The following is a 1352-nucleotide window of genomic DNA, read 5'->3' on the forward strand; positions in this document are numbered from 1 at the left end:
GGGACTGGTTTCAGTTGCAGTTCGGTGATCACCACGGCGATCACATTGGCGATGGCGATTTCATTCACTCCCCCTGCACTTAGGTTCTGACCGTATTCGGTGAGCTGCTGGATCAGCTTCTTGTCAATACTTGAGCGTATAAAGCTGGCTGGAGATAACCTGATTTTTTTTGAATCGAAATACTTTCCTCCCGACTACTGTATGGGAACTCCTAACTCCACACTGTCGCCCTGCTGAACTTCATGAGAACGAGAAGTACTAAGGATAAGGTTTCTTCCTGCATTGAGCCAGGCTGTGCCATATCTACCGGGAGTCTTGTTGTTTTAGTCTGATCCTTATAACCCACTAGAATTACAAATTCTAAAGGATATGAAGGTGGAATTGCAAATTCCACCTTGGCATTACTTCCGCTATCTTAAACTCAGGTGGGAATACTATGAACCTAATCAAAAAAATCATGTATTATTAACTTATTCAGTTGACAGCAATATACACTGCTACCGTATTACTTTTTTCACTAAGTACAGTTCCAGAAAAAGACATACTATTTTTGTCGTGTATTATTATTTTATAAAATCCATTTACTTCCCTATTTGCAAAATCCTTTAGTGGTCCGTAAATAGAATCATTTAATGGTAGCTGATCGAATTGAAGTAATTTTGATTCTTGATAAATATTGTTAAAAGATTCATTATCTAGATGAAGAATAATAAGTGAAAAACCATCTCCATTGAAATTATTCCATTCATCCTTAAATTCCAATATCTCAGCATCACGAGGTATCGATAAACCACTCACAATTCTTGCTACCTTTTGGGGGGTTCTTGGTGGAAGATTATCAATCCATATTACATATGAAATCATTAAAGCAAGTCCTACTAGACTTATTGTTATAATAATTCTTTTTTTCATAAATTAAGGATATGTGATTTTAAAAGGTTTTGCCCCAACTGCCTGCCCGTCTAAATTAACCAATCTTGTTTTTACTTCTGCTTCAAATGACCTTACACCCCAAGGCTTAGCATCGAAATCAAAATTATCATAAAAACCAATAGCACCCCCTTTAGTATCATAATAAATAGTGGCACTTCCAAGTGAATTTGCATGTTCAGTACCATAAAATGAGATTACTTTTGCAATAACTTGTTGTCCATTATATGAGGTAGAGGTCCCTATGGTAACATCTGCACCTTGTAATTTCGCCAATTTAACAATGTCTTTAAACTGCTGTTTGGTCAAAACCATGTCACCTTTTCCTAACCAATAACGTTCAAACATATCTTTTCCTGCTTCTGTACCCATTTGATTTCTATAAAAATTTCCATACCCAAGCAAATCAGGTCTACCATCTT

The 1352-nt window shown here is 36.3% G+C and carries 2 protein-coding genes; both read right to left on the reverse strand.

Annotated elements, in window-relative coordinates; translation table 11 throughout:
• Positions 1-474 precede the first annotated feature (474 nt).
• Positions 475-912: a hypothetical protein gene (locus BVH04_RS24950; RefSeq protein ID WP_086544174.1), complete on the reverse strand. Its 438-nt coding sequence runs from the start codon at positions 910-912 to the stop codon at positions 475-477.
• A 3-nt stretch (positions 913-915) separates the two neighbouring features.
• Positions 916-1352, reverse strand: a 437-nt coding sequence (locus BVH04_RS25685; RefSeq protein ID WP_205635931.1) for a hypothetical protein, incomplete at its 5' end; no start/stop codon positions are given.

The organism is Algoriphagus antarcticus (assembly GCF_002150685.1).
Lineage (GTDB): Bacteria > Bacteroidota > Bacteroidia > Cytophagales > Cyclobacteriaceae > Algoriphagus > Algoriphagus antarcticus.